The following is a 26165-nucleotide window of genomic DNA, read 5'->3' as shown; positions in this document are numbered from 1 at the left end:
CAAAAACGCCCCGAAACTTGAAAGTATCGGGGCGCTGATGTGCTGTGAAGTGAATCGCCGTTACGGCTTCATCTCTTCAAAAAACTTCTTCACACTGTCGAAGAAACCTGTTTTCTTCGGCGAGTGGCTGTGACTATTGCTGCCGTCAAAGCTCTCTTGCAACTGACGAAGCAGGTCTTTCTGCTCGTCATTGAGATTGACCGGCGTCTCCAGCACCACTTTGCAAAGCAAGTCGCCAGGGGCGCCGCCGCGTACCGGCTTCACACCTTTACCGCGCAGCCTGAAGAGTTTACCGGTTTGAGTTTCCGGTGGAATCTTCAACTTCACACGGCCATCTAACGTGGGTACTTCTAGCTCCCCACCTAATGCAGCATCAACAAAGTTGATCGGCACGTCACACTGCAGGTGTTTGCCATCACGCTGGAAGATGTGGTGTGGCTTGATCGACACCTGAACATACAGGTCACCAGGCGGGCCACCGTTAATACCACTTTCACCTTCGCCATTCAGACGAATGCGATCACCAGTATCCACTCCCGGCGGAATCTTCACCGATAGCGTGCGCGTTTCCCGCACGCGGCCTTCACCGTTACACTTGTGGCACGGCACTTTGATGTGCTGACCACTGCCGTGACAGGTCGGGCAAGTTTGCTGAACCGCGAAGAAGCCTTGCTGCATACGCACTTGGCCGTGGCCATGGCACGTGGGACAGGTTTCTTTGCTAGAACCAGGCTCAGCACCTTCACCATCGCAGCGGTCACATTCGATATGGCGTGGCACGCGGATATCAACGGTTGTGCCGGAAACGGCGTTTTCCAGATCCAGCTCTAAGTTGTAGCGTAGATCACTGCCACGCGCGGGGGCGTTAGGGCCACGACGACGGCCACCACCGCCACCAAAGATATCGCCAAACACATCGCCGAAGATGTCGCTGAAGTCGCCAGCGCCACCACCACCGAACCCGCCACCGCCAAAGCCGCCGCCCTGGCCGTCAACACCGGCGTGACCAAATTGGTCATACGCCGCGCGCTTTTCGCCATCGCTTAAGACTTCGTACGCTTCTGACACCTCACGGAATTTTTCCGCTGCAGTGTTATCGTCCGGGTTTCGATCAGGGTGGAATTTTTGCGCCAAGCGGCGATAGGCCTTTTTGATCTCTTTCTGATCAGCCCCTTTTTCGACACCCAGGACTTCGTAATAATCGCGTTTGGACATGGGTCCTACGCCTCCTGGTTAGCTACGCACTTAATTAGGCGTCTACTTCGGAAACAGCAACGCGGGAGTTGTCTCCCGCGCCACCGCATTCCTTAGCAGATAGAGGTGATTTACTGTTTCTTTTTGTCGTCGTTGACTTCTTCGTACTCAGCGTCAACCACGTCATCCTCTGGCTTGGTGCTGGCATTTTCAGCACTTTCACCGTCCGCCTGCTGAGCAGCTTCTGCCTGCTCGGCGTACATTTTCTGCGCCAATTGGCCAGACACTTCGGTCAGCGCGTCCAGCTTCTGCTGGATGTTGTCCTGATCGTCAGTCTTCACTGCTTCTTCCAGCTCGCTGATCGCGGTCTCGATGGCTTGTTTCTCGTCATCGGTCGCTTTATCGCCGGCTTCCTGCACAGTTTTGCGAGTGGCGTGAATCATGCCATCTGCTTGGTTACGCAGCTGCACTAGCGCTTCGAACTTTTTGTCTTCGTCCGCGTGAGCTTCCGCATCGCGTACCATTTGCTCGATCTCTTCATCCGTGAGACCGCTGGACGCTTTAATGACGATAGACTGCTCTTTATTGGTCGCCTTATCTTTGGCCGACACGTTTAGAATGCCGTTGGCATCCAGGTCGAAGGCCACTTCAATCTGCGGCACACCACGCGGCGCTGGCGGAATATCGGCAAGATCAAAACGACCCAGCGATTTATTCTGCGAGACTTGCTTACGCTCACCCTGAACGACGTGAATCGTCACTGCCGTTTGGTTGTCATCCGCCGTGGAGAAGGTTTGCGTCTTCTTCGTGGGGATGGTGGTGTTTTTGTCGATCAGCGGCGTCATTACGCCACCCAGGGTTTCAATACCCAGGGTCAACGGCGTCACGTCCAGCAGCAGTACATCTTTTACGTCGCCGCCAAGAACACCGCCCTGAATCGCCGCACCAACAGCAACCGCTTCATCTGGGTTGACGTCTTTACGCGCTTCTTTACCGAAGAAATCAGCGGCTTTCTTCTGCACCATCGGCATACGCGTCTGGCCACCGACCAGAATCACTTCGTCGATTTCAGATGCAGACAAACCAGCATCTTTCAGCGCCATTTTGCACGGGTCGAGCGAGCGCTGTACCAGATCTTCAACCAGCGACTCCAGCTTGGCACGCGTCACCTTCACGTTAAGGTGTTTCGGGCCAGTGTTGTCAGCGGTGATGTACGGCAGGTTAACGTCTGTCTGCTGGGCACTGGAAAGCTCAATTTTAGCCTTCTCAGCCGCTTCTTTCAGACGCTGCATAGCGAGGTTGTCGCCAGACAGATCCATACCGCTGTCCGCTTTGAACTGGTCAACTAAGTAGTTGATCAGCGCCAAGTCGAAGTCTTCGCCGCCCAGGAAGGTGTCACCATTGGTGGCCAACACTTCAAACTGGGTTTCGCCGTCAACGTCGGCCACTTCGATAATAGAGATATCGAAAGTACCGCCACCCAGGTCATATACCGCGATGGTTTTATCACCACGGGATTTGTCCATACCGTAGGCCAATGCAGCAGCGGTCGGCTCGTTAATGATGCGTTTAACATCAAGACCGGCGATACGGCCCGCATCTTTCGTGGCCTGGCGCTGGCTGTCGTTAAAGTACGCCGGTACGGTAATGACCGCTTCAGTTACCGCTTCACCGAGGTAGTCTTCGGCAGTTTTCTTCATTTTCTTCAGCACTTCCGCACTTACCTGCGGCGGCGCCATTTTTTTGCCTTTTACTTCAACCCAGGCATCACCGTTATCGGCTTCGGCGATTTTGTAAGGCACCATTTTGATGTCTTTTTGTACGACATCATCTTTGAAGCGACGGCCAATCAGGCGCTTAATCGCGTAAAGGGTGTTCTCAGGGTTGGTGACGGCCTGACGTTTTGCCGCCTGGCCTACCAGCGTCTCACCATCGTCGGTGTAAGCAATAATGGAAGGCGTAGTGCGGCCGCCTTCGGCATTTTCAATGACTTTAGCGCTGTCACCATCGAGCACTGCCACACAAGAGTTGGTGGTGCCCAGATCGATACCAATAATGCGTCCCATAGCAAAAACCTCGAATTCGGTTGTTACAAAACTGATGTTTGAAAGCTGATGTCAAAAAATCTGCTTTTTGAAATTTAAAGCGTTTGCGGGTTTTCCCGCGGGTTGCCCTTTATTTGGGGGCCGCTTGCAGCATTTCAAGGGGCTTTTTTTTGCTTTGCGTCAGCCAATGCTTAATTGGCTTTTTGGCTAACTACCACCATCGCGGGGCGAACTAGGCGGCCGTTAAGCAAATAACCCTTCTGCATCACGTCCATGACGGTATTGGGTTCAAGCTCGGGATTCGGCACCATCGCCATCGCTTCGTGAACCTGCGGGTCGAAGGGCTCACCCTGGGGTTCAACGCTTTCCACGCCAAATTTATTCAATACGCCTAACTGCATTTTGAGGGTCATGGAAACGCCCTCACGATGTACGTCAGAGGCTCCGTCTTCCATGCTCTCTAGGGCTTTTTCCAGACTATCAACAACGGGCAATAGCTCCTTAACAAATTTTTCTAAAGCAAACTTGCGCGCTTTTTCAGCTTCTTGCTCAGCTCGGCGACGCACGTTTTGAGCTTCAGCAGCGGCACGTAGCGCTTGGTCTTTAGCTTCCGCCAAGCTCTGCTCAAGCTCTTCCACCTGAGCGGCTAGCATATCGGCTTCTGGGTTTCCCACGCCGCCCTCTAACGCAGCGTCTTCCTCGATCAAGCCTTCCAGCTCACCCTCGACCAGGCGCTCTTCAGCCGCTTGCTCGGTGACTTCCGCTTCTTGCTCTTGGCGGGCCAACTCATCTTCTAATGGGGTTTGCGGTTCTTTTGCCATGCCTAGCTCCTGAAAAGTATGCAGCGGTGGCATTAACGGCCACCTCGGTTAAGTAACGAGTATTAACCACGTATGGACGCTATATGGGGGCCATAAAAGCCATCTCAAGAGGGGCATTGAAGTGAGTTATAGACTACTGTATAAAACAACAATTATTGGATAAGTATCCAGCTTCTGTGCCGCACCGCCTCAGGAGGCCTTATGCTCACGCAGCTAGCAATCCAAGATTACGCTATTGTTGACCGCCTTGAACTCGACCTAACCCGTGGTATGACGGCGATTACCGGGGAAACTGGGGCAGGCAAATCGATTTTACTCGGGGCACTTGGCCTATGTTTGGGTGAGCGTGCCGACGCTGGCAGCGTGCGCCATGGGCGTGAGCGCACCGACCTTTCCGCTCGTTTTGATATTCAACATCTACCCGCTGCCACAGAGTGGTTGACTGCTCGCGAGCTGCCTGCTGAAGAGTGCTTGCTGCGCCGTGTGGTTACAGCCAGCGGTCGCTCCAAAGCGTGGATCAATGGCCACCCTGCCACCATCGCCGACCTAAAATCGCTGGGCGAGCAGCTGATTCAAATCCATGGACAGCATGCTCATCAGGCACTTATGCGTGAAGAAACCCATCTCGCCCTGCTAGATGATTATGCCGGGCTACGTGAGCGTAGCCAGCAGTTGGCTGAAACCTTCCGCGAGTGGCGCAGCGCCCGGCGGCGATTAAAAAAACTCAGCGAAGAAGGCAGTGAAGTTGAGGCAAAGCGGCAGTTGCTGCGCTACCAAGTAGAAGAGTTAGATCAACTGGGACTGGCAGAGGGTGAGCTGCAAACGTTAGAAGAAGAGCAGCATACTCTCGCCCATGCGGAAGAGACGCTGCGTGAAACCCAGTTTGCCGCCGATTGCTGCGCGAGCGATGAAGGTGGCGCTCTGTCGCTGTTAAATCAAGCCTATGCCCATTTAAGCGCGCTACCCGGCAGTGACAAAGGCACACTGGCCAATACCTTGGCCATGCTTAGCGATGCGCGCATTCAAGTAGAGGAGGCTTCAAGCGAGCTAAATCGTCTTGCCAGTACTACCGAACTAGACCCGGAACGCCTAGCCTGGGTAGAAGAACGGCTTGGCGATGTCCACCGTATTGCCCGCAAGCATCACGTTGCCCCGGAAGAGATTTGCGCGCTGCATGCCCGGCTCAGCCAGGAAGTCGAACTGCTAGAAGCCAGCGACGACGACCTGGAGTCGTTAAGCAACCAAGTGTCTGAATACCGCGAGCGCTATCGCAGCGATGCCAAACAACTAAGCGAGGCGCGACAAAAAGCCGCCGTTCGCTTGGGCAAAGAAGTACAACAACAGCTAGGGTTCTTGGCCATGGGTAAAGCACGTTTTGACGTGGACGTTACCCCGCGTGAAACGCCTACGCCAGAAGGCCTGGACCACGTCCAATTCCTGATTAGCGCGAACCCAGGCCAGCCTGCTAGGCCGCTAACCAAAGTGGCTTCGGGCGGTGAATTATCGCGCATCAGCCTTGCTATTCAAGTGGTGGCCGCCTCCCACTCCACTATTCCCAGCCTGGTCTTCGATGAAGTGGACGTGGGTATCTCGGGAGCGACGGCCGAAATTGTCGGTCAACTGCTACGCAAGCTCGGCGAAAACGGTCAAGTAATGACCGTCACCCACCTGCCTCAGGTCGCCGCTCAGGCGCATCAGCATCTGCATATTGAAAAACGTGCCAAACGAGATAGCACGCTGACCCATATGGCCCTGCTAGACGAGCGTGGTCGGATTAGCGAGCTCGCCCGCATGCTGGGCGGTGTAACGCTATCTGACCAAACACTCGCCCACGCCCGCGAAATGCTGCACGCTAGCCAACGGCCACCGCACTAAACGCTTTTTTTCAATCGATAACGCGCTAGCAAACGCCACATACTATAAAAAACGCCCCTAGGGCGCGAATGAGTCATCACTCGCACCCTAGAGGCATTTTATTTAGCGCGACTATTTTTTATTTGTGGGGCCGCTGTCCTGTCGGGTTACGTCCGACCCACGGGGGCGTACGTAAAGCACCAGGGCATGGTCCACAAGTTCATAGCCGTGCTCTTCGGCGATCTCTTGCTGACGTCGCTCGATGATTTCATCGACAAACTCAATGATTTCACCACTTTCTAAACACACCATATGGTCGTGGTGGTCTTCTTGAGTCATCTCGAACACCGCGTGGCCACCATCAAAATTATGACGGATCACCAAGCCTGCTGATTCAAACTGAGTCAGCACGCGGTACACGGTAGCCAAGCCAACATCCTCGCCCGCATCAATCAGTGTTTTGTACACTTCTTCTGCGCTAAGGTGGTGTTGACCCGAAGCATTTTCGAGAATCTGCAGGATCTTGACGCGCGGCAGGGTCACTTTCAGCCCGGCTTTGCGCAGTTCATGGTTCTGATCGGCCATGGTTGCTCTTCGCAGTAACAGGTTAGGTCGGGTATGATCGACCGAAACCACGATAGTGAAGAATAGGCTCAAATGCAAAAATTGACTCGTATCATTACTCTTTCCGTTGCCCTAACCGTTGTTAGCGGCTGCAGCTACGTTGGCGTTTACAAGCGCGACATCCCTCAGGGCAACTTGGTGACCGAAGAAATGGTCAGCCAATTACAGCCAGGAATGACCCGAGAGCAAGTCACTTATGTGATGGGTCGCCCGTTGCTGGAAGCCCCATTTGACACGCGAGAATGGGATTACGTTTACCGTCTTGATAAAGCGTACGCGGGTGTTGAGCAGCGGCGTGTAACCCTCACGTTCGATAACATGGGGCGTCTGGTGAACGTTGAACAGCAAGGTGATTTCTCTAGCGATCTGCCGGTCAGCACGGATACCGGCGCAGGCCCTGCAACAGAAACAGCAGATCCAATCACCGGCATCAACGCACCTAGCCAACGAGTACCTACGTCAGAAAATGCCACAGCGCCATAGCCAGTGATGTCTTCCGAATAAGTTACTCGCCTCTGGCTTGACGCTTTGCCCGCTCTAGGCGAGCAGCTTTGGGGTCTATCTCCAATGGGCGGTAGACCTCAACACGATCTCCTGGGCGCAGCGCTTCTTTTTCAGGCTGGCGCAGCGCTTTGCCAAAAATTCCCAGCGGTGCCTGTTCAAAGGTGTCGCTGGGAATCTCGGGAAACAGGCTGGGTAGATCTGCCATCACTACCGCTTGGCGTGCGGTTGTGCCTTGGCGCACCTTTAAGGCCACTAGACGCTGCTTGTGCGGCAAGGCAAAGGCAACCTCTACCGAGAACGTATCAACGGCCATAGCGCTCGTCAGCACGCTTCGTGAAGGCATCGACAAGCTGCCCCGCAATTTGCTGAAATAATTTTCCAAACGCCATGCTAAGCAAGCGATTGGCAAATACAAATTCCATTTCCAAGCTGACTTTGCAGGCGTTTTCCCCCATCGGGATAAATAACCAACGCCCTTTAAGCTGCTTGAACGGCCCTTTTACTAACGACAGCTCAATCCGCTCGGGGGCATATAAATCATTTCGAGTAGTGATTGTTTGCTCCACACCCGCACGTCCAAGGGTCATCTCGCCAATTAAATGCGCCTCGTCATGCTCTAGCAGGCGCGCACGGCGACACCCCGGCAGGAACTCGGGATAGCGTTCGAAGTCATTAACCAGATCGAACATTTGTTGGGGGGTGTGCCGCACCAAGGCGGTACGATTAACGGTTGGCATTGACCTCTCCGCTGACTTCACAGTGCCCAAAGCGTATCATGGGAAACATTTTTGTAGACCTTGAATGGTATCACGCCTCCCCACATAACGAAGGGGGTGCTACTGACAGATCAACGATGAGGTTCCATGGCCACTAAGAAAGGTAACAGTAAGGGCCCTAGCAACAGCGTTATTGCCCAAAACAAGAAGGCTCGGTTTGAGTACCATATCAACGAAACCTTAGAAGCAGGTTTGGTACTCGCGGGCTGGGAAGTTAAAAGCCTTCGCGCTGGTAAAGCACAGCTTACCGACACCTATATTTTGGTTCGTAACGGCGAGGCTTTTTTACTAGGCAGCCATATCATGCCGCTTAATACAGCAAGCACCCACGAAATTGCTGACCCGACGCGCACGCGTAAGTTGCTTCTGCACCGTAAGGAAATTGCCAAAATTTTCTCGGTAACTCAGGACAAAGGCCACACTTGCGTGCCGCTCAAGCTCTATTGGAAACGCAACAAGGTGAAGTGTGAGCTGGCATTGGTGACCGGCAAACAGCTGCATGACAAGCGCGCCACCGAGAAAGATCGCGACTGGAGCCGTCAGAAAGGTCGGATAATGCGGGAACATAACAAGGCATAACTGGTCAATTCGATGTGAGCACGTTAGAATGCTCATCTGTAATCAGGGGGCGACATGGTTTCGACGCCGGTGACAACCCTTGCGGTGCATGCCGAGAGCGTGATGTATCTCGTAAATCCCACATCACGAAAAATAGTCGCAAATGACGAAAACTACGCTCAAGGCGCGCTAGCAGCTTAAACACTGTTAGCTTCTTGTCTGGCCCAAAGGTGATGTGCCTATTCATCACTGATGGGATACGAGCTAAAGCTGATAGGACCGCGGTTGGTGGTGTCTTCTCATCAATCGTTAAACTTAGAAGGCTCGCGTGGCTGAATCCTGATCGTCGGAGTCAGTCGCGTTAAAGCAAATGACGAAATCTAAGCATGTAGAGCCAATAGGCGCGTGCTGGCGGACGCGGGTTCAATTCCCGCCGCCTCCACCACCTGACTATACAAATCAAGCACCTACGGGTGCTTTTTTTGTGCCTGTAGTCTGAAAATGGTCTGTTTAGGCATAGTGTGGTCAACATTTTGGTCAGTTTTTCTTAAACACCTCGCACCCCCTCGAAGCTAGCCGCGTGCAGCGACAGAATTCAGCACAATTGCAATATTGATACAATATAACATATCATTTTGTGCGCTTAATTCTAACGTTTAAGGGAATACACCTGTGCCACGCTCTTTATTTCTGCTTACACCGCTTGCCACTGCTCTGCTTATCAGCTCCTCTGCCTATGCAGATGATCACCATCATGGGCACGACCATGATCACTCTGGTCATGCTCATGAGCACGACGCCTATGAACATAGCAACGATAAACATAGCGATGCTGAAAACAACATCAACGTTTCCTTAGTTGTGGAAGGCATCTACCACAATCGCTTTTCAGGAGATGAGAACTCGCCTGCCGGCTTTAGCCATGGGCACGAAAGCGGTCACTATCATGAAGAAGGACATGACCACAGCGGCCATAGCCATGATCTCGACAATGGATTTAACCTGGGACACTCTGAAGTGGCTATCGAAGGGCAAACCGCCCACCTTGAGGGCAAGGCCGTTGTTTCGCTAACGGAAGACGATATCACGCTGGAGGAGGCTTTTATTGCGACACGTACGCTGCCTAACGGGCTGCGCTTACAAGCCGGTAAGTTTCTTTCTGATATAGGCTACATTAACAGCCGACACCCTCACGCTTGGGATTTTGTTGAGCGCCCACTGGTCAATGAGTATTTGTTTGGAGAGCATGGTCTGCTCGATACAGGTCTACAGCTAACCTGGTCACCAAACAGCACCTTGACGCTGGGTAGCGAGCTGTTTCAAGGCGAGGGAGAAGGCTTCAGCCGCTTTGATGAAGGGGGCTATGAGGATCGCGCCAGTGGCCCTCGCGTGGGCACGATTTTCGCTAAATACCGCCCAGATCTCGGTGCGAATAAGCAGCTAACGCTGGGAACGTCTGCGGGCATGAACCGTCAGTATGTGCGTGTCGATGACCATGGCCACCATGCCCATACCGCTGAAGGCGACAACTGGTTCGCAGGTTTAGACGCGCGGTTTAACTACGATGCGGAGCAACCTGGTTATCAGGGCAACTGGCAATTAGGTGCGGAATACTTCTATAGCGAACGTGACCTGCAAGAGCATGTGCAACACCATGATCACTTTCATGCACACGACCACTACACAGAGCAACAAGATGGCGCTTACATCGACGCTATTTACGGTATTGCGCCTCGCTGGGAAGTCGGCCTACGGGCAGAAGCATTAGGGTTAACCAACAAAGTGATGGGAACCCACCCTACCGCGATCGTCTCAGAAGACACGTCCTGGCGGCACAGCGCGCAGCTCACTTGGCATGTACGCGATAACATGTTCGTGCGCACCCAACTGACCCGCGAAGACTTTGCAGGGCATGATGAGCAGTGGGTGGGAATGGTGCAGTTCAACGCAGCGTTTGGCAGTCATGCAGGACATAACCACTAAGTGCGCTAAATCATAGATAAAAAGCCCGTCTCATATTCAAGAGACGGGCCCTACCCTTAGCCTGCACACCGCGCAGCCGGCAATCAACCACCAGCCAATGTAAAGCGTGATGCACTGAAAGGGCTAATATCCAACTGGCTATCACGCCCTTGTAGCATGTCAGCTACCAGACGCCCCGTCGTGGCACCGAGCGTTAGCCCTAGTTGGCCATGACCAAAAGCCATCGCCACGTTTTCAAGCAATGGCGATTTATCAATCACAGGCTTGGTGTCTGGCAAGAAAGGGCGCCAGCCAGCGCCAAACTCCATACCAGCTGTATTCAACGATGGCAGTATCGTCTTGGCTTTTTCAAGAATGATCTCCGCACGCTTGAAGTTCGGTTCAGCACGATTGCCAGCAAACTCAATCGTGCCGCCGATCTGCAGCCCTCGCTCCATAGGAATCAGGCCAAAGCCGCCATCAGCATAAAAAGTGGCGTGGGTTAAGTCGACACCAGGGTTGGGTAGCAATACCTGATAGCCACCGACCTTAATCAACGGCACCTTAATGCCTAACGCTTCAAAAAACGCCGAACTGCCGTTGCCTGCAGCGACCACCGCCTGCTCGACCGGCAGCCTCTCACCGCTAGCCAGAGTCACACCAACGGCACGCCCTCCCTGGGTCTCAACACGCGACACACTATCCTGCACAAGCTTGCCGCCCTGCTCTACAAAACTGTGAGCAAGCTCGGTTAGGAAGGTTTCGGTATCGCACACCGTGCGCCAATCTGACAACAACAAGCCGTGAGAAAAGCGTCCCGCTAACGCCGGCTCCATAGCGGCAATCTGTTCGGCATTTAGCGTTTCGGAAACAAACCCTAGCGCGCGGCGTAGCTCTACATAAGTTTGCTCATGGGCCAGCCCAGCCGCATCGTCAAACAGTTCAAGGGTTGGGTGGTGGCCAATCAGATCGTCACGGCGGCACTTCGCTAATAAGGGTTCATAATCCTGAAAGGCGCAGCGCGTTAAGGACGCTAACTCATGGGCAATAGTGTCGATACGCGAACGCCGCGCATGGGTCATAAAACGCAGCATCCAAGGCAGCAGTCCTGGTAATGCTGATGGCCGCAGTGCCAGCGGCCCTTTTTGATCCAGCAGCCATCCAGGCACTTTTTTGATAATACCAGGCTTGGACTGGGGAATAATTTCGCTAACCGCAATCTGCCCGCAGCTCCACTTAGCGGTACTATCGCCGGACATAGCGGGCTCTACGAGCGTTACGTCGATCCCCTCTTTTTGCAGATATAACGCACAGCAAATACCAACGATTCCACCACCAATGACCACGGTTGGATGCGTTGTAGTCATTATTATCCTCCTGGTTTTATTCGGGCGTGCTTGCAAGCAAACCCAAGTCGCAGCGATTCGGTTGTCGGCAAAAAAACGCCTAGCTCAAAAGACAAACACCCCGCCTTTCGCAAGCCGGGGTGCTGTCTTATCGGTAAAACACGTAACGACTAGTGACGATCAACTCGAGCTAGGAGCCGGATTCGGGCTAGTAACGGCTGCGTCAGCAGCAGCTCCCAATGCTTCGGTAGAGGCAATCGCTTCCCCCTGCTTGTCCCACAGTGCGCGCTCTTCATCGGTCGCTTTGGGCGAGAACAATCCCATCTGCGCGTAAAGAATACCGATTAAGGGCGATAACCAGCAGGCAAAGGCCAGCGGAATATACAACAGGTTCTCGACGTTACCTTCGCCAATACCAAGTCCTAATACGCTAATGACAAAGGCACCACCTGCGTTCCATGGAATGAGCGGCGACATCAATGTTCCACCTTCCTCAACACCACGCGATAGGTTCAGGGTTGAGTAACCCAGTCCACGGTAGGTAGGCGCGTACATACGCCCCGGTAGCGCAACGGATAGGTAGGGATCGCCTGCCACTAGGTTAGTTGCAAAGGAGGTAGCAATTGCCGAGGTTTGAACGCCTTTGAACGAGCGCACCTTGGACATAATGGACTTAATGATGGTCTCCAGGCAGCCCGTTTTCTCCAACGCACCACCAAAGGCCAGGGCAATCAGTATCAACGAGATGGTCCACATCATCGACTGAATACCGCCACGGTTTAACAGGCTGTCCATGGCTTCCACGCCCGTTTCAATGGAGTAACCATAGTTAGCGTAAGTAACGATATCGTGCAGACCTACCCCCTGAACCGCCATGGCAGTTACTGCACCCGCCATTACACCAGCAAACAGGGAGGGAATCGGCGGCATTTTCTTGACGGCTAGACCAATAACCAGCACCGCTGGCAACAGCAGCCAGATAGAAATAGTAAAGTGCTCGTCTAGTGACGCAGTGATGGCATTAATGCGCTCAAAAGATGCCGCTTGATCATCAATCATGGTGAAGCCCACCACCAGATAGATGGCTAACGCGATCAGCATGGCCGGAATCGTCGTTGGCATCATGTTTTTGATATGCGAGAACACATCGTTGCCAGTAACCGCCGCCGCCAGGTTGGTGGTGTCGGACAGCGGTGAGACTTTGTCGCCAAAAAAGGCGCCGGAAACAACCGCACCAGCGGTCCAGTAAATCGGAATTTCAAACCCAGCGCCGATACCAACAAGCGCTAAACCTACCGTACCAACGGTTCCCCAGGAGGTCCCCAAAGAAACGGACACCACCGCACAGATCAGCATCGCCGCGGCAAGGAAGAAAGCCGGAGACAACAGAAGAAGGCCGTAATAGATCAGACTGGGCACGGTACCGCTGGCAATCCAGACGCCAATAATCATGCCCACTAAGATCAACACCGAAACCGAAGGCAAAGACACGTTGATAACGTGAAACGCCCCATCTTCAATCCGCTTCCAGCGGAAGCCAAGCTTGATTCCCACTAGCGAGGTTATTGCCAAGCCGATAGCCAGCGGGATATGCGGTGTGAAATCACCAAAATAGAAAATTTGTACCCCGATGGCGATTAGTGTCAGCACAACGGGCACAAGGGCAAGCCCGAGACTGGGTTTTTGACGTACCCTTTTTGGTTTATCTTCCATCTTATAGACCTCGTTATTATTGAGTTTTTAACAGGTTTATCAGCAACGATGTTTTTTGTTCAGCAGGATCATTTTTAGATTTATCATCTAAGGCGTTAGCAATAGACATGTTTTCTAGAGGTATACTGCCTTTTCATCTATACCAGCTAATTAATCACAATGCGTCATCGCACTTTCAACACTTCAACGACATTGCGATCACATCACTGTTACAAAAGAATACGAGGGTAACGATGACTTAACGTGTCCATTCCTCGGCTTTTCGTGCTGCTTCCAGGGGAAATACGCATGATCCAGCAAATAATACTGCTGAACTAAGTACGTTAAGAAACTATTCAAATTTATCTATAAAACCTTCTAAAACAGAAAAACAAACTAAAAAACGCCAGCTTTATAAGCAAGAAGCTGGCGTTAAATTTCAATCAAACAACAAATAACTCCAACAAAAGGCGAATCAAATTGAAGCGATAGCGCGACCCATTTGTTAGTTAAACAAATACTCCAGCAGCCTATGGTAAAGAGGGATCCCAAGCATCACGTTGAGAGGAAAAGTAATGCCGAGTGACGCTAGCATAGCAAGCCCAATGTTCGCTTGAGGGATAGCTGCGCGCATTGCAGCCGGCGCCGCTATATAGGAGGCACTAGCAGCCAATGCGGCAAGAATCACCACAGAGCCCACTGGCAAACCAACTAGCGTACCTACCAGAATCCCCAGCAATGACAGCAGCAATGGTGTGACCAGTGCAAAGGTCACTAAGCGCCAATGATGCCACGGCATTGGGCGCAGTGTTTGCGCGGCGGTTAACCCCATTTCTAGCAGGAACAACGCCAGCACGCCTTTGAAAGCTCCAGTAAACAGTGCGGTGACTTCCTCTCCTTGAAATGGCCCGTATAGCGTGCCGATCACGACCCCACCCGCTAACAGGATAACGCCTCGATTGGTTAAAGTTTCATGCCATAACTTGCTGGTGCTCTCTTTAACAGCGGCTCCTTGATAGCGTCTAAACAGGGCAATCGCCACCATAATCGCGGGTAGCTCCATAGCGACCAAATAGAGCGTTACTTCACTCCCCACCGCTAACTGACGTGCTTCTACATACGCCAGAGCGACCGCAAACGTACCCGCACTGACCGAGCCATAATGAGCAGCAATGCTAGCGCTGTCGGCGGCGGAAAGGCGCACCCAGCGGCGCAACACTGGCATCAGCATCAGCGGTATAAACGCTGAAAGCAGCGCTACGCCGGTAAGTTCTGGCACCAACCCCCAATGAATATTGCCATGCAGTGCCATTCCTCCCTTTAAGCCAATGGTGAGCATTAATAACAGGCTTAGGGTGTCGTAAGTAGCTTTAGGTACCTGAAGATCCGACTTCACCGCTCCGGCGACTAGCCCCAATAAAAAAAACATCACCACAATATCTGGCATCACCACTGCTCCCTAGGGTCAAAAGAGACTGCATTTTGCGAGCGATGACACTAGATAACTAATAATATATTGAAAGAAAGTCATAGATAATTATCTATGGAGCTATCATCACCCTATCACGACTCATTAATAAGCAGTGGTGATAGTTAATAGGCAGTGATGATAGTTAAACTAAGGACTTGAAAGAGTAGCTAGGCGCGATGCCGGAAAGACCCCGCCCTGAGCAATCAGGGCGGGATGGTAAGAGCCTAACGTAACGTTAAAGGCCAATAGCAGATGAGGTGGATCGGCGAGGATCGGCACCACCAAAGAACATCCCATCTTTGATCATGATTGACTGAGCAGCGCCCATGGCTGACTGCTGACTGACCGTGTGGCCACGCTCTTCAAGCAAGTTAAGCGTATCTGGACTAAAGCCTGCCTCAACGCGAATCTCATCAGGCACCCACTGGTGGTGCATGCGCGGTGCGCTAACCGCTGATTGTATATTCATATCATGATCAATAACGTTCATTAACACCTGTAGCGTTGTGGTGATAATACGTGAACCGCCGGGACTGCCAGTAACCAGAAAGTTTTTGCCGTCTTGTTTGACGATAGTGGGCGTCATAGACGAAAGCATTCGTTTGCCTGGCTCGACTTTATTGGCTTCGCCGCCAATCAATCCATAGGCGTTGGGCACGCCGGGCTTGGCTGAGAAATCATCCATTTCGTTGTTGAGCAAGAAGCCCGCGCCATCCACCACGATTCCAGAACCATAGCTGAAGTTGATGGTGTACGTGTTTGAAACTGCCAGACCACCATCATCTACAATGGAAAAGTGAGTGGTTTCATTAGATTCGTAGTCGTTCGGATTGCCAGGCGCAATGTCTGCACTAGGGGTAGCTTGGTCGCCAATCTGGCTACGCAGTTCGGCTGCATACTCCTTTGAGGTGATGCCGGCTAGAGGCACATCGACAAAGTCAGTATCGCCCAGGAACTCCGAGCGGTCAGCGTAAGCACGTTTCATGGCTTCGGCCATTAGGTGCATGCTTTCAGCAGAGCCAAAACCGAGTTCACCGATGGGGTATTCTTCGAGAATGTTCAGCATTTGCACAATATGAGCACCACCGGAAGAAGGAGGGCTCATGGCGTAAATATCGTAGCCGCGATAAGTACCATGGCTGGGCTCACGGATGATGGGGGTGTAACTAGCCATGTCTTCCATGGTGATCAGCCCATCGTGACGCTCCATCTCGGCAACGATCAGCTCTGCCGTTTCTCCTTCATAAAACTCGCGAGCCCCTTGTTCAGCAATGCGCCTGAGTGTCGCAGCTAGATCAGGTTGCTTGAAAATATCGCCGACCTCGTAGGCGCTACCGTCCTCCTTGAAGAACTTGGCCATGCTCGCATCCCAGGGCTCAAAGCGTTCTCTGGTCTCTTGTAGCCCTTGAACAAAGCGTGGAGGCACCGCGAAGCCATCTTCAGCAAGACGAATGGCGGGCTCCAACGCTTCAGCAAGACTTAGCGTGCCATACTCTTCCAGGGCCAGAGCTAGCCCCGCAACGGTACCAGGAACACCCGCGGCCAAGTGAGTAAAGCGGGAACGCTCGGTCACTGCATCGCCATTTTCATCTTGGAACATAGCTTCAAAAGCAGCCGAAGGGGCCATCTCGCGGTAGTCGATGGCAATGACTTCGTCGCTTGTTTCATCCGAGATCAGCATAAAACCGCCACCACCAATATTGCCGGAACGTGGCTGGGTCACCGCTAGCGCAAAGCCAGCTACTACGGCTGCATCAACGGCGTTGCCTCCTTCAGCAAGCACATCACGGGCAACCTCTGAGGCAAGAAAGTGGCTGGTAGCGACCATGCCATGGCTACTCTCTTGAGGATGAAAGCGCTCACCTTCCAAGATCGCTTGCTGAGAGAATGCCTGTGGAGAGACTAACAACCCGCCGATACATAAACTGGCCGTCAGCGTTTTAAGCGGACGCGAAGTTAAAAAGGGGATCAACATAGGTGGAATTCCTTATAGTTATTAGCTTACAAACACCGAGATTATCAAGGAACACTTTGCTGTCAAGCAGTGTTCTGGATCTTGAGGAGCAGCCCAACATGCATCACTTTAGTGAAACGTAGTTTAAACTCACATGCCCACACCTACCCGTCAACGGCAAGAGATAAGTCTAGCTTTTCGATGATGGCTTGCCAGGTATTCAGAGACGCCCCAGGAGTTGCGGTTGCCATGAACATTCGCCATCTGACCTTTAGGTTGCTCCAGGTATACGTAACCGTCGTTAGATGTGGCTCCATCAGCGAAGCCGCAAGACAGCTTCACCTTACCCAGCCAACCGTGTCACAGCAGTTGAAACGCCTCAGAGAAGCGGTAGGCAGCCCGTTGTTAGAACAGCATGCCCAGCGACTGACGATGACCGCCACAGGGCAAGCGCTTTATCAGGCAAGTCGGGATGTTTTGGGGCGCTTTGACGACTTTGCGGACCAGCTCAGTGATTTACAGTATGGCAGTAAGGGGCGATTTAGCATTGCCCTCGTGAACACTGCTCAGTACGTCTTACCACGCCTCTTAGGGCCTTTTAGTCAGGCGTTCCCTGATGTCGATGTCACCGTTCATATCGGTAATCGTCGACAGGTATTGGCGCGCTTTGAGCGCCAGGAAGACGATCTTTATGTCTTTAGCCATCCGCCCGCGCTTGCTCACGCGGTCGCGTCACGCTTTATGCGCAACCCCTTAGTTGCCATTGCCGCCGCCGACCACTCTCTGGCTCAACAGAAAGCCGTGACGATGGAGCAGCTACTAAGTGAGCGCTTACTGCTACGCGAGCCTGGCTCTGCCACACGCATGCTATTAGACAGCTGGCTGCAAGAGCACGGACTGACCATGCAAAAAACATTACAGATGGCCAGTAACGAGGCCATACGAGTAAGCGTGGCAGCCAATATGGGCGTTGCAGTGTTATCTGAACACGTTTTGCCTAATGAGCATCCTGACCTAGTAGTATTACCCGTTCAGGGGTTACCTATTGAAAGTCACTGGCAATTTATAGTGCGTAATGATCAGCGCCTTCCACAGTCAGCACAGCGCTTTCTTCACTACGTTCACGAACACCTGACACAGTGGATTGAACCGCGCTTTGTATGCAATGAACTAGACACCCTACTGAACGCCTACCCGACGTTTCCTTTGCGTGGATAGAGCTTCGATTCATTGACTTGCAGACGCAGCTACTTCACTAATATTTGAAAGTCAGATGACGTTTTTAATAATGCATTGCTGAGTGGCTAGTGGCTACCCTACTACCTAGCGTTCCACTTAACTATTTTCTAAGGAGCTCGCTGTGCAAATTGCCACCCTCGGCCCTAGCGGCAACAATCATGAATTAATTGCTCTGCGCTATTTAGCGAAGCATGGTAAACCATCCACGAATCTTCATCTTTTCGAACAGTTTGAAGAGGCGTTTGAAGCGCTGGTTGAGGGGCGAGTAAGCCACCTACTCCAGTGCACCGCTCACTTTTCCCACAGCGATTGCGTGGGCCGCTATATGCACCGCGCCTATCCGGTTGATGTCTTTATTGCCGGCAGCAAGCCTTTAGCGTTAGTTGCCCAGCGTAGTATTGCCTCCCCTCGTCATGTAGCTATTCAGCCAGCTACCCGCCACTACACGGATTTAAGCAGCTTTGGCGATATTATCGAAGCACCCACGACGGTTGCCGTGGCAGAAGGCTTGCTAGCGGGTACCTTTGAGGCCGGGATTTGCGCTGAAGAGGTCGTAAAACAAGCGCCTGAGCAACTTAAGCTGGTGCAGTCGCTGGGGCCTGCACTAGATACCTGGGTGGTGTATACCACCACCCAATTACCGGCCATGTCGCCGTTGTTTTTAAACCATGTGCCATTAAACGAGAAAGATAACAGCGGCGCCCGCCACCACTAAGATTACACGAAGCCAAATGGCTTTACGGGCAATGACACCAAACGAAATAGCCGTTAAACCAGCGGCTATTTTTAAACCATCGAGCAAAGCGCCCGCTGGATTAAAAGCAAGCTGAATAACGTCAGGGTTCGCGACCATCGCCAAGGGAATGATGTACAGCCCTATCCCCAGAGCCATAGCCTTAAGCGCTACTTTGAGCCAGTTTTCACCTACCATTCCAGCCGCGATAAACACTCCTCCACAGACAGGCGGCGTAATCGTCGAAAGCAGTGCGTACCAAAACACAAACAGGTGCGCCAACAACGGCTCTAATCCGAGTGATATAAGCGCTGGCCCCGCCACCGACACACAAATCACATAGGCTGCTGTTGTCGGCACCTCCATGCCCAAAATCAGGCAGGCCAGTGCGGTCAACAACAGCGCAGGCCATAGAAGGTCATTTGAGAGCGATAAGATACCCGACGTGATCTTTACGCCAAGGCCTGTTAACGAGAGCACACCAATCACCAGTGAGGCACACAAAATAATCGCGCCAATGGTGGCAATTTGCCGCCCTGCGGTAACCACCGCATCCGCTAAGCGATTTGCAAACCCAGTGATTGAGAAACGCAGCGTAACATCGACCAGCAGCAGCGCTACGCCGGCAAATATCGCAATACTAGCGGCATATTGAGGCGTGTACCCGCCGTTAAAAATACGCTCTAACAGCAGTACAAACGGCACCGCAAAAAAGAGTGATGTGATGAGCACTTCTTTGGCGGCTGGCTGCTCGCTGGCATCAATCGGCTGCAAGTCATGACGCGTTGCGTAGGCATTAATTCCCATCCATACCGTCAGAAAATAGAGCACGGCCGGTAGCGTTGCTGCTGCCATGATTTGTGTGTAGGGCGTGCCGGTTAGCTCTACCATGACAAAGGCTCCCGCCCCCATCAGCGGTGGCATTATTTGCCCGCCTGAAGACGCCACCGCTTCTACCGCGCCCGCAAACGAACGCGGGTAGCGCAAACGTACCATAGAGGGAATCGTAATCGCCCCAGTAGAGGCAACGTTCGCTGAGGCTGAACCTGAAATGGAACCCATCAGCGCCGACGAAATCACCGACACTTTAGCCGCACCACCGGTTAAGCGCCCAGCAACGGCACTCGCTAAATTCATGAAACCTTGGCCAGCTTCGCCAGCATTAAGCACCGCACCAAAGATCACAAAGATAGCCACGACACCCACGCTAACTCCCGTCAGCGAGCCCCAAAGCCCTCCTTCTGCAATCGTCAATGAGCCCACCATGCTTTGCAGCGGCAAACCAGGGTGACCAAACGCCCCCGGCACATACTGCCCGAAAGCCCCATAAAGCAGTGCCACTAGCGCAACCAACGGCAGCGGCCAACCAATCGCACGTCTTGCGGCCTCCAGGGCCAGCACAATTAAGAAAAGGCCAATCGCCATCTGCAGATGGGTATCAATAAAGCCATACTGATTCGCAAGCGTGGCTTCGTTAAGCGCGATGTAGGCGCAAGCTGCTATCCCCAATAGCGTCAGCCCCCAGCCACTAATGCGCTGAAAGGGGGTTTTAGCCATATAAATCAACACCCAAGGCAGCAGTAGCGCCATATGCAACGGCCTGCTCACCAGGGCGGGCGTTAAACCGTAAAAAATAAGTCCTAAATGAAACCCAACGCTAATGACACCTAACGCGATCCAACCAGGGCGCGCCACCGCATTAGGTGTGGCGTTATCAACCGTCTGAGACGAAAAAAGAGCATGCATGCCGAGTTGCCTATCCCTATAAAACAACGCAACGGCCTACAGACCGTTGCGTATTATCAGTGCCAAAAAACGCTGCTAAGGCAGCCTTTATCGAAGAGCGTCAGGCACATCGACTCCCGCTTCTTCATAATAACGCAGTGCACCGGGGTGCAGCGTACCGGTCATATTACTCAGCATGTCAGGCGAGATACTGCTCCACCAAGCCGTTTCTTCAGCCATGGCATCGCGACGCTCCCAGAAGGTTTTTGTCAGCGCATACGCGGTATCGTCATCCATTTGTGAAGTTGTATAGGCGATGACCGGCAGCGACGTAGTTTGAACATCCTCATCCACGCCTGGGTACGTGCCACCAGGAATCGTCTGACGAGCAGCACCTGTTTGCGCTATCTGCTCATCGCTAAAGCTAACCAGGGTGATTGGCATGCTGGCAGCCGTTTCAATAACATTCGGGGTTGGGAAGGAGCTGGCCGTCACAAAGGCATCAATCTGACCATTTTTTAACGCATCTGGCCCACTTCCAATAGAAGCATCAGCAATACGCACTTTCTCTTCCAGCCCGAACAGCTCTAGATACCGAGCAGCTTCCCGAGCGCCAAAAGTACCTCGGCCGATTAAGATATGTTTATCTTCAAGCGCAGCCATATCGGTCACACCGCCATCGCCTGCAATCACAAAATGCATAGTGATAGAGGGAATAGGAAATAGGCCGCGGATTTCTTGGAAACGAGGATGCTGACGCTCGGCAAAAGCCCCTTCCCCAGCCATAGCCTGTTCAACTAAGGCTGGCGGCGTAGTGAATACATAGTTACCTTGCCGGGCCATCACCTCCATCACGTTCTGCACCGAGCCCTGACTCTCTTCTAGTGTCAGAATAATGGCATCGTCAGTGCCTTGGCGCACAGCCTCAGAGAGCTCAACACCCATCTGGTAATAGGCGGTTCCCGCCGATGCTGATTTATAGGTAACCCGTGTTTCTGCTTGTGCTGTCATTGCAGTAGCGGCAAGGGCAAGCGTGGCGGCCGAGATGCCTAACGTGCGATAAAGGGAGCGAATTGAATGATGCATATGAGTTCCTTAACGTGTCCAACGGCCAGCTGTGTGGCCTCGTTTTTATTGACTAAAAGCGATGACAAAAGCTAAATTCCAAGCCTTTAGACGCGACATAATGATCAACCATACCAACGCAGCCATCAATATGGTCGCGCAGGTTGCTCAGTTTTATTACAGCCTGAAGATCGACCCACAAGCAGCAAATATACCTACAAAGCAACGGAGACCAACAAATATCGTAAATCTATTATGTTTATCTGACTTATGATTAAACTCTTTACATTTATTTGACCATATTGCTATTAGCTAAACGGATAATTTCCAAAAAAAAGACGTAATAACTTGCTTATCAAAGCCTTTCATTCGGTTTAATTCCGTATTGCAATGCAATATAACTTGTTAAACTAACGCCGCTTATTCCCCCTACCTTTTAACCAATATAAGGATAAACACGCCATGCCGACGTTACATAATGACCCAGGCCAGCTCCGAGTTTCTCGTTGCTGGCCTTTTTTGTTAGCAGCCTTATTATTATCCATTAGTCCTTCCGCTTTTGCAGTGACTGGAGATATCGACTTAACCTCCTCAACCGTCGGATTTTTTGCCGTAGCAATCTTCGTGCTTGCCTATGCCTTAGTAATGGCAGAAGAAAAAATCCACATGCGTAAGTCTAAACCGGTACTGGTTGCTGCCGGTATTATTTGGGGACTCATTGGCTGGGTGTACGTCCAAAACGGCATGTCTGATACGTCAGAGCATGCGTTTCGTGTGACACTTTTGGAGTTCACCGAGCTAATGCTGTTCCTACTGGTTGCCATGACGTATATCAACGCCATGGAGGAGCGCCGTGTATTTGATGCCCTGCGCTCGTGGATGCTGCGCAAAGGCTTTAGCTACCGCCAGCTGTTCTGGTTAACGGGCGGCCTTGCCTTTGTGCTATCGCCAATTGCCGATAACTTAACCACAGCGCTGCTAATGTGTGCCGTTATCACCAAAGTTGCTGAAGGGGATAAACGCTTCATTAATCTCGCCTGCATCAACGTTGTGGTAGCCGCCAATGCCGGCGGTGCCTTTAGCCCCTTTGGCGACATCACCACGCTGATGGTCTGGCAAGCAGGTATTATTCAGTTCCAGGAGTTTTTCATTCTATTCCTGCCCTCCTTGGTTAACTTCCTGATCCCTGCTGTCATCATGAGTATATTTATTAAGGATCAGAAGCCCAGCAGCGTTTATGAAGATGTCTGGCTCAAACGCGGTGCACGGCGAATTATTGCGCTGTTTTTGATCACTATCGCCACTGCTGTGTTGTGCCATACGCTGCTGCACTTGCCGCCTGTACTCGGCATGATGACTGGTCTTGGCTACCTACAGTTTTTCGGCTATTACCTACGTCGCAGCTTGCCTCGCTCACTGGAACGCAAGCGTGAACGCTACAGCCGCCAAGGCGATAATAAAAAGCTTGAGCAGTTGGGTGGCGTGGTGCCGTTTGATGTTTTCAATCGTGTCGCCCGCGCCGAATGGGACACACTACTGTTCTTCTACGGGGTTGTTATGTGCGTAGGTGGCCTTGGCTTTATGGGCTACCTTGGGCTGCTTTCCGAAGCGCTTTACACCGGCTGGAACGCCACCTGGGCCAATATTATCTTGGGGGTTGTGTCAGCAGTAGTCGATAACATTCCGGTAATGTTCGCAGTCCTGACCATGGAGCCGGAAATGTCCCACGGGCATTGGCTGCTGATTACGTTGACGGCCGGTGTAGGGGGAAGCTTACTCTCAATCGGTTCGGCAGCGGGGGTTGCGGTAATGGGCCAAGCGCGTGGCGCTTACACCTTTATGGGCCACCTACGCTGGGCACCCGTTATTTTTCTCGGCTACGTCGCCAGTATCCTTGTACATCTGTGGCTTAACGCCGACAGCTTTGCCGTCTTTGGTTAACGAACAGCTGTAATCAGCTCAAGCCCGCGTCTAGCACTAACAAGTGCTGCGCGGGCTTTTTAGTACGTCTCAAATAAATACTCAATTGGCGTCGGGCGGCCAAATAAATAGCCCTGGTAGCGGTAGCAGCCATGACCTTTGAGCCAGTCAAACTGCTCTTTTTTCTCGACGCCTTCAGCCACCACAGTCAAGCCAAGACTGACCGCTAAAAGGATAGTAGTATCCACAATCGCCGCATCGGTCTTGTCTGTTAGCAATTCACGAATAAACGACTGATCAATCTTCAACTCATCCAACGGTAAGCGCTTTAGATAGCTCAGCGACGAATAGCCTGTGCCAAAATCATCCAGCGCGAAGCGAATGCCTTGGGAACGAAGCTTTAGCATAGTGCTGCGGACTCGCGTGGGCTCACTCATCAACAGACTTTCTGTTACCTCCAACACCAAACGGCTTGGTGGGGCCTGGGTTTGTGCTAACAAGCTTTCTACATCGCGTATGAACCCAGGTTGCTGGAACTGCACCGAACTCACGTTAACGGAGATAGTGAGTGCTGCATACGCAGGTTGCTGCGCCCATTTTGCTAACTGTTCACAGGCTAATTTCAATACCCAGTGCCCAATAGGCAGAATCAACCCGTTTTCTTCCGCCAGAGGGATAAAGGTGGCTGGTGATACCCAGCCACGCTGAGGGTGGTACCAGCGTAATAAGGCCTCAACGCCAGTAGTGACGCCTTGATGATTGACCTGAACTTGGTAATGTAGCGACAGCTCATTGCGCTCTAAGGCTTGATGCAGATCCCCCTCAAGCTTGGCCCTCTCTAGCACACTAGTTTGCATATCCATATTAAAAAAGCGCAACGAGTTACCGCCAGCCGCTTTAGCTTGTTGTAGCGCCATATCTGCTTGTTGTAAAACATTGTTTACGCTTAACCCTGAACACTTAAACAGTGAAATGCCAATACTGGCGGTAATCGGCAGTGCCCGGTCGTTACGCAGCTTAGCAACCGCTTCTAAGAGCTGCCTTGCAAGGCGTTCAGCCTTGTGTGTTGCTTTACCTTGTTGCTCACCTAATGCATTTAACAGTACGACAAACTCATCGCTACTAAAGCGGGCAACGGTTGCCTCCTGAGGCAGGTGTATTTGCAATCTTTCGGCAACATTAATCAGTAATTGATCACCACTCTCGTGGCCTTGAATGTCATTCACCAATCTAAAATTATCTAAATCAACGATAAAGATTGCGCTGAAGTTTATTGTGCAATTATTTTGATCCGTGACATCGGCTAATAATTCCATGAGACGCCGACGATTGGGGAGACCTGTTAATGCATCATAAAACGCTAGGCGATGGGTTTTAGATTGCATTTCCAGATACTCAGTAAGCTCTGTAGAGATACCGCATAAGCTAGGCGCTTCACCTGGTGCCATGGTTAACGGCATCTTAATAGAAAGAAAAGTACGTACATGCTCCTCACCCTGCAGCATACTATGCTCTTCAACCGTTACTTTTTTGCCTGAATCTAAAACATTTTGATCGATTTTTCTTGTTGCTTCGGCGCTTTCGGCATCAAAAAAATCAGCGTCACGCTTTCCAATAATATTTTCTGTGGACTGATTAAAAAGCTCACTTATTCGACGATTGACGTAACGATACTTTAGCGAGGGAGATTTAATATAGATAAAGGCATCTACACTATCTAAAATAGTCGCCAATAGCGCCTCATGAGTAGTTAACTGATCTCGGTTAATTTTCATGCGGCGCTTAAGCAGTATGTTGCCTAAAAGCGCTAAAACAAGCAGTAAAATAAGTAAACCACCCCCCCACCACATCCATGTAGGAGTTAATTGTGATGGGGTTGACTTAGCTCGCCATGCACTTAACGTTTCATAATAAACAGAGCCATTATCCTGCTTCCAGCGACGTAAAACATCATCGATATGATTAAGTATCTCATCAGAGAGTTGAGGTGAGGCGGCATAAAAAAGCCTTGCTGGCTGAAAAATAACAGGCGTATCACGCAACCCATAATCGTGAGCCCGCCAGTCGCCAAATAGGTGATTAGCGGCCACAAGGTCTGCCTCACCATCCGCAACTGCCTGAAACCCTCTGGCGAAACTACTCACGGGCAGCCAAGTGACGTTGATATCAAAACGCTCGGTTACCGCTGCCAAATAGCTTTGCTGAACGGACCCTGACACCACGGCTACACGCTGCCCCTCAAGATCAAAAATAGCGCCGATCTTAGCCCCTTCACGCTGGTAAAGCTGTGACCAGCTATGCATCACCGGCTCTTCATGAAACGAGATACGCTGAGCACGCTCTACACTCCAGGCAACGTCAGGTAATAGGTCAATGTCTCCTTGCTCTAACAAGGTAAGACAGTGTTGAAAGTCACATTGAAGACTTTCAAGCTGCCACTGCTCTTCTTTGGCAATCGCCTGCAAAAGGTCGCCTAGCACGCCTCGAGGGCGACCTTCATCGTCAGCGAAGAGTTTTGGCGGATTGTGGTACACACCAACGGTCAGTGTCTCAGCCGATAAGGGGGTTGTTGCCAAACATCCAGCTAGCAGTAATGTTCCCGACATAAAGTGGGCTAGAGCGCACAACGCCCCCTTTTGAGTAGAAGATGAGCGAAGTCCGAAACAGCTCAACGTCTGGAAC

20 protein-coding genes and 1 other RNA gene are annotated in these 26165 nt (G+C 51.9%); 8 read left to right on the top strand and 13 right to left on the bottom strand.

Annotated elements, in window-relative coordinates; all coding sequences use genetic code 11:
- Positions 1-60: 60 nt before the first annotated feature.
- The 3 genes from dnaJ to grpE all read right to left on the bottom strand — a co-directional run bounded on the left by dnaJ (position 61) and on the right by grpE (position 4060).
- Entirely contained in the window at positions 61-1215 is a 1155-nt protein-coding gene (gene dnaJ / locus K7H08_RS13200) for a molecular chaperone DnaJ (protein ID WP_009723758.1), read from the bottom strand.
- Positions 1216-1325: 110 nt separating this feature from the next.
- Entirely contained in the window at positions 1326-3260 is a 1935-nt protein-coding gene (gene dnaK / locus K7H08_RS13195) for a molecular chaperone DnaK (RefSeq protein ID WP_038480671.1), read from the bottom strand.
- Between the two features lie 170 nt (positions 3261-3430).
- Positions 3431-4060: a nucleotide exchange factor GrpE gene (gene grpE, locus K7H08_RS13190; protein ID WP_038480668.1), complete on the bottom strand. Its 630-nt coding sequence runs from the start codon at positions 4058-4060 to the stop codon at positions 3431-3433.
- A 201-nt stretch (positions 4061-4261) separates the two neighbouring features.
- Here grpE and recN point away from each other — a divergent pair, with 201 nt between their 5' ends.
- Positions 4262-5935, top strand: coding sequence for a DNA repair protein RecN (gene recN, locus K7H08_RS13185; protein ID WP_038480665.1), 1674 nt, complete (start codon positions 4262-4264; stop codon positions 5933-5935).
- Positions 5936-6046: 111 nt separating this feature from the next.
- Here recN and fur read toward each other — a convergent pair whose 3' ends face one another.
- Positions 6047-6499 carry a ferric iron uptake transcriptional regulator gene (gene fur / locus K7H08_RS13180; RefSeq protein ID WP_009723762.1) on the bottom strand — a complete coding sequence of 151 codons (453 nt, stop codon included), beginning with the start codon at positions 6497-6499 and terminating at the stop codon, positions 6047-6049.
- Positions 6500-6571: 72 nt separating this feature from the next.
- Here fur and K7H08_RS13175 point away from each other — a divergent pair, with 72 nt between their 5' ends.
- The gene (locus K7H08_RS13175) at positions 6572-7021 is read left to right on the top strand and encodes an outer membrane protein assembly factor BamE (protein WP_038480662.1); all 450 of its coding nucleotides are present in this window, start codon (positions 6572-6574) and stop codon (positions 7019-7021) included.
- A 22-nt stretch (positions 7022-7043) separates the two neighbouring features.
- On the opposite strand, the gene K7H08_RS13170 is transcribed toward K7H08_RS13175, so the two are convergent.
- A complete protein-coding gene (locus K7H08_RS13170; RefSeq protein WP_038480658.1) occupies positions 7044-7355 on the bottom strand; it encodes an RnfH family protein in 312 nt (103 codons plus the stop codon).
- Positions 7345-7779: a type II toxin-antitoxin system RatA family toxin gene (locus K7H08_RS13165; protein ID WP_038480655.1), complete on the bottom strand. Its 435-nt coding sequence runs from the start codon at positions 7777-7779 to the stop codon at positions 7345-7347. Before K7H08_RS13165 ends, K7H08_RS13170 begins: the two co-directional genes overlap by 11 nt.
- 126 nt (positions 7780-7905) lie before the next feature.
- Here K7H08_RS13165 and smpB point away from each other — a divergent pair, with 126 nt between their 5' ends.
- The 3 genes from smpB to K7H08_RS13150 all read left to right on the top strand — a co-directional run bounded on the left by smpB (position 7906) and on the right by K7H08_RS13150 (position 10359).
- Positions 7906-8397 (top strand): SsrA-binding protein SmpB, encoded by a 492-nt coding sequence (smpB, locus tag K7H08_RS13160; RefSeq protein WP_231658223.1) that lies wholly within the window; start codon positions 7906-7908, stop codon positions 8395-8397.
- Positions 8398-8442: 45 nt separating this feature from the next.
- Positions 8443-8821: a transfer-messenger RNA gene (gene ssrA / locus K7H08_RS13155) on the top strand.
- 227 nt (positions 8822-9048) lie between these two features.
- Positions 9049-10359 carry a TonB-dependent receptor gene (locus K7H08_RS13150; protein WP_231658222.1) on the top strand — a complete coding sequence of 437 codons (1311 nt, stop codon included), beginning with the start codon at positions 9049-9051 and terminating at the stop codon, positions 10357-10359.
- An 83-nt stretch (positions 10360-10442) separates the two neighbouring features.
- Here K7H08_RS13150 and K7H08_RS13145 read toward each other — a convergent pair whose 3' ends face one another.
- The 4 genes from K7H08_RS13145 to ggt form a co-directional block, all read right to left on the bottom strand.
- Positions 10443-11705 carry an NAD(P)/FAD-dependent oxidoreductase gene (locus K7H08_RS13145; RefSeq protein WP_231658221.1) on the bottom strand — a complete coding sequence of 421 codons (1263 nt, stop codon included), beginning with the start codon at positions 11703-11705 and terminating at the stop codon, positions 10443-10445.
- A 159-nt stretch (positions 11706-11864) separates the two neighbouring features.
- The gene (gene nhaC, locus K7H08_RS13140) at positions 11865-13397 is read right to left on the bottom strand and encodes a Na+/H+ antiporter NhaC (RefSeq protein WP_038480646.1); all 1533 of its coding nucleotides are present in this window, start codon (positions 13395-13397) and stop codon (positions 11865-11867) included.
- Between the two features lie 484 nt (positions 13398-13881).
- A complete protein-coding gene (locus K7H08_RS13135; RefSeq protein ID WP_038480643.1) occupies positions 13882-14823 on the bottom strand; it encodes a sodium-dependent bicarbonate transport family permease in 942 nt (313 codons plus the stop codon).
- Between the two features lie 259 nt (positions 14824-15082).
- The gene (ggt, locus tag K7H08_RS13130) at positions 15083-16822 is read right to left on the bottom strand and encodes a gamma-glutamyltransferase (RefSeq protein ID WP_051626409.1); all 1740 of its coding nucleotides are present in this window, start codon (positions 16820-16822) and stop codon (positions 15083-15085) included.
- Between the two features lie 228 nt (positions 16823-17050).
- Here ggt and K7H08_RS13125 point away from each other — a divergent pair, with 228 nt between their 5' ends.
- Positions 17051-18019 carry a LysR family transcriptional regulator gene (locus tag K7H08_RS13125; RefSeq protein WP_095604427.1) on the top strand — a complete coding sequence of 323 codons (969 nt, stop codon included), beginning with the start codon at positions 17051-17053 and terminating at the stop codon, positions 18017-18019.
- A gap of 142 nt (positions 18020-18161) precedes the next feature.
- Positions 18162-18755 (top strand): hypothetical protein, encoded by a 594-nt coding sequence (locus K7H08_RS13120; protein ID WP_231658220.1) that lies wholly within the window; start codon positions 18162-18164, stop codon positions 18753-18755.
- On the opposite strand, the gene K7H08_RS13115 is transcribed toward K7H08_RS13120, so the two are convergent.
- Together K7H08_RS13115 and K7H08_RS13110 are read right to left on the bottom strand one after the other, a co-directional pair.
- Positions 18717-20519: a TRAP transporter permease gene (locus K7H08_RS13115; RefSeq protein ID WP_231658219.1), complete on the bottom strand. Its 1803-nt coding sequence runs from the start codon at positions 20517-20519 to the stop codon at positions 18717-18719. The genes K7H08_RS13120 and K7H08_RS13115 overlap by 39 nt on opposite strands.
- A gap of 87 nt (positions 20520-20606) precedes the next feature.
- Positions 20607-21584: a TAXI family TRAP transporter solute-binding subunit gene (locus K7H08_RS13110; protein ID WP_120385888.1), complete on the bottom strand. Its 978-nt coding sequence runs from the start codon at positions 21582-21584 to the stop codon at positions 20607-20609.
- A 441-nt stretch (positions 21585-22025) separates the two neighbouring features.
- Here K7H08_RS13110 and nhaD point away from each other — a divergent pair, with 441 nt between their 5' ends.
- On the top strand, positions 22026-23504 hold the full coding sequence (gene nhaD, locus K7H08_RS13105) for a sodium:proton antiporter NhaD (protein WP_231658218.1): 1479 nt from the start codon (positions 22026-22028) through the stop codon (positions 23502-23504).
- A 59-nt stretch (positions 23505-23563) separates the two neighbouring features.
- On the opposite strand, the gene K7H08_RS13100 is transcribed toward nhaD, so the two are convergent.
- Complete coding sequence (locus tag K7H08_RS13100; RefSeq protein ID WP_231658236.1) at positions 23564-26089, bottom strand: EAL domain-containing protein; 2526 nt, start codon at positions 26087-26089, stop codon at positions 23564-23566.
- Positions 26090-26165: the final 76 nt, after the last annotated feature.

Source organism: Halomonas sp. IOP_6 (assembly GCF_021151565.1).
Taxonomy (GTDB): domain Bacteria; phylum Pseudomonadota; class Gammaproteobacteria; order Pseudomonadales; family Halomonadaceae; genus Vreelandella; species Vreelandella alkaliphila.
Note: the sequence above shows the minus strand (reverse complement) of the source record. Positions and strands in the feature narration are given on the sequence as shown.

Bases quoted from the DNA above. Each gene is read 5' to 3' on its own strand.
- dnaJ (WP_009723758.1), bottom strand. From the start codon at position 1,215: ATGTCCAAACGCGATTATTACGAAGTCCTGGGTGTCGAAAAAGGGGCT.
- dnaK (WP_038480671.1), bottom strand. From the start codon at position 3,260: ATGGGACGCATTATTGGTATCGATCTGGGCACCACCAACTCTTGTGTG.
- grpE (WP_038480668.1), bottom strand. From the start codon at position 4,060: ATGGCAAAAGAACCGCAAACCCCATTAGAAGATGAGTTGGCCCGCCAA.
- recN (WP_038480665.1), top strand. From the start codon at position 4,262: ATGCTCACGCAGCTAGCAATCCAAGATTACGCTATTGTTGACCGCCTT.
- fur (WP_009723762.1), bottom strand. From the start codon at position 6,499: ATGGCCGATCAGAACCATGAACTGCGCAAAGCCGGGCTGAAAGTGACC.
- K7H08_RS13175 (WP_038480662.1), top strand. From the start codon at position 6,572: ATGCAAAAATTGACTCGTATCATTACTCTTTCCGTTGCCCTAACCGTT.
- K7H08_RS13170 (WP_038480658.1), bottom strand. From the start codon at position 7,355: ATGGCCGTTGATACGTTCTCGGTAGAGGTTGCCTTTGCCTTGCCGCAC.
- K7H08_RS13165 (WP_038480655.1), bottom strand. From the start codon at position 7,779: ATGCCAACCGTTAATCGTACCGCCTTGGTGCGGCACACCCCCCAACAA.
- smpB (WP_231658223.1), top strand. From the start codon at position 7,906: ATGGCCACTAAGAAAGGTAACAGTAAGGGCCCTAGCAACAGCGTTATT.
- K7H08_RS13145 (WP_231658221.1), bottom strand. From the start codon at position 11,705: ATGACTACAACGCATCCAACCGTGGTCATTGGTGGTGGAATCGTTGGT.
- nhaC (WP_038480646.1), bottom strand. From the start codon at position 13,397: ATGGAAGATAAACCAAAAAGGGTACGTCAAAAACCCAGTCTCGGGCTT.
- K7H08_RS13135 (WP_038480643.1), bottom strand. From the start codon at position 14,823: ATGCCAGATATTGTGGTGATGTTTTTTTTATTGGGGCTAGTCGCCGGA.
- ggt (WP_051626409.1), bottom strand. From the start codon at position 16,822: ATGTTGATCCCCTTTTTAACTTCGCGTCCGCTTAAAACGCTGACGGCC.
- K7H08_RS13125 (WP_095604427.1), top strand. From the start codon at position 17,051: ATGAACATTCGCCATCTGACCTTTAGGTTGCTCCAGGTATACGTAACC.
- K7H08_RS13115 (WP_231658219.1), bottom strand. From the start codon at position 20,519: ATGCATGCTCTTTTTTCGTCTCAGACGGTTGATAACGCCACACCTAAT.
- K7H08_RS13110 (WP_120385888.1), bottom strand. From the start codon at position 21,584: ATGCATCATTCAATTCGCTCCCTTTATCGCACGTTAGGCATCTCGGCC.
- nhaD (WP_231658218.1), top strand. From the start codon at position 22,026: ATGCCGACGTTACATAATGACCCAGGCCAGCTCCGAGTTTCTCGTTGC.
- K7H08_RS13100 (WP_231658236.1), bottom strand. From the start codon at position 26,089: ATGTCGGGAACATTACTGCTAGCTGGATGTTTGGCAACAACCCCCTTA.